The following is a 5,254-nucleotide window of genomic DNA, read 5'->3' on the forward strand; positions in this document are numbered from 1 at the left end:
GGCAAGAAAATCGGTGGCGCAGTCACGAAATGCATTGCGCCACCGATTCGTTATCTACTGCGCCTGGGTTTGATGTGCCAGAACTGCCGCAGTCCGCAATTGTTCCCAGATCGCGGGGTGCAGACCGTTGTCGAGAACCTGCTCGAACATTTTCCCGAAGCTGTGGGACGGGTCGAGTCGGCGGCCACTCGTCAGTGCTTCACGTGCCAGCGCAGAGCGGCGATTGACCCAGTTGAAGACTCCGGCGAACACCATGAGCGGACCGGCCAAATCCTCGGGTAAAAGTGCGCCGACCTGCCGCATTACCTCGGCGGCTGCATCGGCATTGTTTTCGTCGATGTGTGCGAACAACAGATCGCGCACCGTCACGTCATGCATGGCAGCAGCAATAACGGCTGCGTGCTCATCGGTAACGGTAATGCCGTGCTGTGACGTGCCGTCCAGGTAGTGCGAAAGTGCCAGATCGAATACCCGATCGGCCGCTCGCTGTGGCTCCATGGCGCGTAGAACGATGCGCTTGGCGCCGAAGGCCCGTGAGGCCGCGGCAGCGCGTTCCGGGCCGTGCTGCGCGGCGGTAAACCCTGCTCGGATCTCGCTGCGGGTCTTGAGAATCGTTGTGCCCTCGAACAACGCTTCGGTGATCAGTGGGTGTGCTGCAAGATCGACAGGTGTACCCGACTGTGCGGCAAGTGATCCCGCGCCCGTCCATTGACGTACCAGACCATCGGTGAAAACGAACACAGGCGGAACTGAATCGGGCCGAAATGTTTCGAGCGCTTCGGCTACGTCATTGCCCCGTTCGAGCGTGCCAAAGACAACCACAAGCATCGATTGGCACTCTTCCAGAGCTGGTGTCACACGCAAGGAACTCAGAATTCCCTCCGACACGCCAGGGAGCAGATTGAGGAGGGGGAGCATGGCGACCCTGCACGGGTGCACATCGAGGGTGATGATGACCAACTCGTCCTCGGGAAGATGGCCACCCATAGCCACGGCACCGGCGACAACATCGGACGGGCTGGTCATTCGGAAAGCTGGCATTACGGAACCCCTTTGGGTCGGTGGGCGAACTGGTCAGATTCACCCGATGGATTGGACTGACGAACACTTGAAAGCTACCCCACGCCTACGACAAAAAGGCACTTTGACCTGTGTCTATGTCCCCGGCACACCCGGTGCCGGGGACATAGACACAGGAGGCGACGCAAAGCGCCGGCCTCCCGTAGTCTTAGCTGCTAAGGGGCAGTGATCACCTCGGCTGTGAATCTGCCGATCCGGGTGCGTGACAGACGAGAATTGGTGCCGCGCACATGCTCGAACCAGGCTTCGCGCTGATCGTCCGGCAGAGCGTCCCACGAGCTCGCCGTCAGAGTTTCGTAATCGAGAGCGGCGACAGTCTCGAGCGGTGTGAGCAGACGCCAGCTGGCGAGGCGGTACACGTCCGCGAAGTGGCCGTTAACCGGTGGCCACTCGGTCTCGGGGTGGAGTCGCATAAATGTTTGGGCAGCAACACGTTCCACGGAACGTGCAACCGGATAGTGGCGCGACTGCCGAAACTCTCCGCTGTGAATCTCGTCCCGGAGACTGTTCACGACCGAACCTCCTTGATGGAAGATGAACTGGCCGAAGCTGTTTCGGCTTCCTTCGCCTGCCTGTGTCCAGCAAGTTTGTGATACGGAATAGTGTCCGTCCAATCGCCGCCAATCCTCGCCGGAACAGTGACAGATTTCTTATTGACCCGAACCACCGAATACCAGACACCCGAGCACCTGACCAGATCTCCTTTCGCGATCGTGTCCGGCCCGAAATTGTTGGCCTGACCTGACGCGATCTGCTGGGCGCGGATTCCTTCCCAATAGGTGATCTGGTCGGCCCGCTCGGCGATACGGGTAATCAACGCCTGACGGTAGGTGCCCTCGGCCGGAGGAAATTTCTCGATCAGCTTCACGCCACGCACCACGAAGAGCGTCCGCTCGTGACCGTCGAGCTCGCGTTGGTCCGCGCGCTGCTCTGCGTGCATTTTGTCGATCCGATTCTTCACGGTCACCGGGCTGTAGCGAGCCGCTGTGGTCACCGCTGTCGCCTCCGCGCGCCTACGTGCTTCCTCCGCATTCCCCTCGGCTGCCACAGCCTGTCCCAGGCGCTGATGGACTTTCTTGAGCGCTCGCCGATGCCGCCCCTCCGAATGGTGCCCGACCTTGATCGGCTCACCCCCAGGAGGAAGCTGGGCAGCCGCGCGCTGCTCTGCCTCCCAAGCCGACTCCGCCTGTTCTGACCGGCGCCCCGCCTTCAGCGCGAGCGCTTCCACCCGAGCAGTTTGACGATCAATGCGATCGGCCTCGACCTCGGCCGTCGGCCGCGCTGTCGAGTCGATATCAATCTCGACATCGAAACCACTCGCGCGCAACGCCTCTGCAGTCAACTCAATCAGGCGAACCTTCGGAGCCCGATCCCTACTGCTCCGGATCCCCCAGAAACCGATACTGCGAAACCACCTCCACCCGTGCGCCGCCAATACATCTCCGGAACCATCACCGCGAGAGGTCCCGTCAATTAGCGTTCCATCCGCGGCAGTGTGCGAAATCGTCAACGTCACTTCGAATCTCCGACCTAACAGTGGGGCAGGTAGTCAGTCCGCCCGTCAGCAATTGGACACCTCCAAACCTACCCTCGATATCCGACAAAAACATGCATTCACCTGCGTGTATGTCCCCGCCGCACCCGGTGCCGGGGACATACACGCAGGTTGTGATTGTCTATAGACAGGAACCATCAGGGAACGCGGCAGATGAGGCGAAACAATGATAAAAGCCAGTAGTACCGTCCAAACCGGAAACATTGGGGAATTAGCCATCGGCTACCAGTTCACGAAATTGAATTGGCACGTAGCCCCCAACCCTGCCGGCGAAGTCGGTACAGATGTCTTTCTGCAGCCGCGGACGGCAACAGGCATTGATTCTGGTGCACTCATCGCTGGTCAGGTGAAGAACGGGGACACGTGGTTCGATTATCCGGAATTCGATGCGGACGGAAAACTTGTTGGATGGTGGTTCCGTGATACCAACAGTGAGCATTTGAAGTATTGGCTCGAATACTCTGTGCCGTTCATCCTGTTCCTGCATGAGGAGTCCACCGAAAAATCGTATTGGGTTCATGTGACACAGGATTCAGTTAAAAGTACCGGCAAAGGTGCCAAGATTCTGGTCCGCGTTGATTCAACTGTCGACAAACACCACATAGGAGACCTCCTGGAAATCGCGACCAAAGGCCGAATCCACTCACAATGGGAAGGGACTGCGTGGGGTAGTGCAGATGTGTTGTCGACTGATCGTTACCGCTATGCGATGTTGACGCCGCGCCTGGTGGCCCCCCACCCGAACTCGCCAGTGACGAAACTGGAACCCCACGAAGCCATCGCATTGTTGATCAAAATGCGGCTGAGGCACCTGACACCGCGCACGGCGGTTGACGCGCTGGCCAAAAGTACTAAGGATCCGGCACCGGACCTCGCGGAATGCCGAAGCTCGACCACGTGGGGGTGGCGATTTTATGCTGCAGCGCACGACATTCTGGGCGGTGACGCCAACATTGACGCGCTCGAAAAACTGGTCAAGGACGCCAAGGCGCCATCGGAACGGGCTGCAGCCGCAGTGTTCGCCTGTGCTCTTTCCGTCGAAGACGGAAACCCACAAGGCGGATTGGACGTCGTAGACGGCGCTCTGACCCATAGCGATTACAGCGACGTCGATCGGGCGTGGCTCCTCCTGCACAGAGGCCGTTGTCTAGCCGAGCTCGGCGATCTCGCAAATGCACGTCTCTGTGCCGTCGACGTCCAAAAAATTCGAAATGTAGCGGTAGATGACCCAACCGCTATGGCAATCACAGGATCGGGCACTGATCTCATCTTCAGACTCAACCCATGGTCGACGGACAGCAAGGAAGTTATCGGTGTTGAGGAAGTGATCAAGGGCCGTGACACCCTCGCGTCGTGGTGGAGTCGGCAGGAGGTAGCGGACGGCCTGGAGATTCAGTTCACCGACCAGTTCCAAGTATGGGTGGGTAATTCCGAGGGCCCAGAACTGGATCCGACCAGCTTGAGGCTCCGGTCGGCGACGCTGCTTGCCGGGATCGCTGCGGATCATTCATCCTGGCGAAGATCGCACACACTCTTGGCCCAGTACACGCTCATGAACGACAGCTCAGCTGAGGAGATCGCTAAATCGCTGGCTGCGCTGAGGCACGCAGGTGAACACAAGCTGATCGAGGACACTGTGCGGCATTTACTAAGGGTGGGGCCCGCAACCGCGGTCCGCGCTGCAGCGGGCGTAGTGCGACTTGAACTCGGGACTCGAACTTCGCTACACGCTGACCTGCAAACGATTTCGTCTGCCTCCGATGTCCTTGAAACAGACTGGGCAGACACGCATGCACGCTGGATACTGGCGAGGTTGAATGATACTGGCGACTTGGCAACTCGGCTGCAGCCGACCTTCTCACTGGAGCATGCACTGCTGAAGGTTTTGTCGAATCTTGTTTCCGTGATTTCAGCGCCGGTCCTGCGTGAGGTGATCGAACACATCAAAGAATCTCCACAGCAAGGGGATATCGGCTCCTCGTACGATTGGGCACGCGTCGTGGAGAACGTGCCAATAAGTGAATGGACCAGCGACGACAGAACGGCGGTTGCCGTGCGCAGCAAGGACGGCCCGGCACTCAAAGAAGCGTTCGATCGAATCCTCGCCAAGCACGATTCCGCCCATCGGGAAACGATTCAGAAGCGAATTGAAGAAGGGAACTTGTCCGCTCTCAGTGCTTTTGGAGATGTACGAGACCTAGATGACGACATAGCGAAGGGCGTTATTGAGAAGCTGTCCTCCGCGACCACCCAGCGGATCTCCGACCTCAAAAGCGGCTCGTTCGCCATGGGAGTGAAGGACTTTGCATCCGATCTGGTCACACTGAATGTCTGGTATCCCCAGCTCGCTTCGTGGGATTCGATCTCCGACCTATTGACGACGGAACTGCCTTTCGTCTCTGACCGCCAGGGAGTGCTAGCGAGGATCGCAATTCTGGGGAAAAAGATTCCTCCAGAGGTGGTCGATGTTATTGCAGGTCCGCTCCATGACTTGATGGTCGCCCTTCCCTCAGAGGGGCCTAGTTGTTGTGGGTATGGACGTTGCTGACGAGGGATTGAAGTAGACGGGCTGGTCCTCGGCGTAAGAATGGGAGTTGCGACACAACCGTTCTCGACCAA

General features: G+C 58.7%; 4 protein-coding genes. 1 reads left to right on the forward strand and 3 read right to left on the reverse strand.

The genetic code is table 11. The features are described 5' to 3' along the window. Positions 1-54: 54 nt before the first annotated feature. The 3 genes from ACIQXU_RS20770 to ACIQXU_RS20780 all read right to left on the reverse strand — a co-directional run bounded on the left by ACIQXU_RS20770 (position 55) and on the right by ACIQXU_RS20780 (position 2,422). Entirely contained in the window at positions 55-1,041 is a 987-nt protein-coding gene (locus ACIQXU_RS20770; RefSeq protein ID WP_037130195.1) for a DUF4192 domain-containing protein, read from the reverse strand. A 194-nt stretch (positions 1,042-1,235) separates the two neighbouring features. Beyond that, complete coding sequence (locus ACIQXU_RS20775; RefSeq protein ID WP_003942448.1) at positions 1,236-1,592, reverse strand: hypothetical protein; 357 nt, start codon at positions 1,590-1,592, stop codon at positions 1,236-1,238. Then, on the reverse strand, positions 1,589-2,422 hold the full coding sequence (locus tag ACIQXU_RS20780; protein ID WP_307807323.1) for a DUF3560 domain-containing protein: 834 nt from the start codon (positions 2,420-2,422) through the stop codon (positions 1,589-1,591). Before ACIQXU_RS20780 ends, ACIQXU_RS20775 begins: the two co-directional genes overlap by 4 nt. Before the next feature lie 379 nt (positions 2,423-2,801). On the opposite strand from ACIQXU_RS20780, the gene ACIQXU_RS20785 reads away from it, so the two are divergent. Continuing rightward, positions 2,802-5,183, forward strand: a complete 2,382-nt coding sequence (locus tag ACIQXU_RS20785) for a DUF4365 domain-containing protein (RefSeq protein ID WP_245220045.1) — start codon at positions 2,802-2,804, stop codon at positions 5,181-5,183. Positions 5,184-5,254 lie beyond the last annotated feature (71 nt).

This window comes from Peribacillus sp. NPDC097284 (assembly GCF_044761765.1).
GTDB lineage: Bacteria > Bacillota > Bacilli > Bacillales > DSM-1321 > Peribacillus.

What these genes read in the sequence shown, in the direction of transcription:
- ACIQXU_RS20785 (WP_245220045.1), top strand. Translation starts at nt 2,802, where the DNA reads ATGATAAAAGCCAGTAGTACCGTCCAAACCGGAAACATTGGGGAATTA.
- ACIQXU_RS20770 (WP_037130195.1), bottom strand. Translation starts at nt 1,041, where the DNA reads ATGCCAGCTTTCCGAATGACCAGCCCGTCCGATGTTGTCGCCGGTGCC.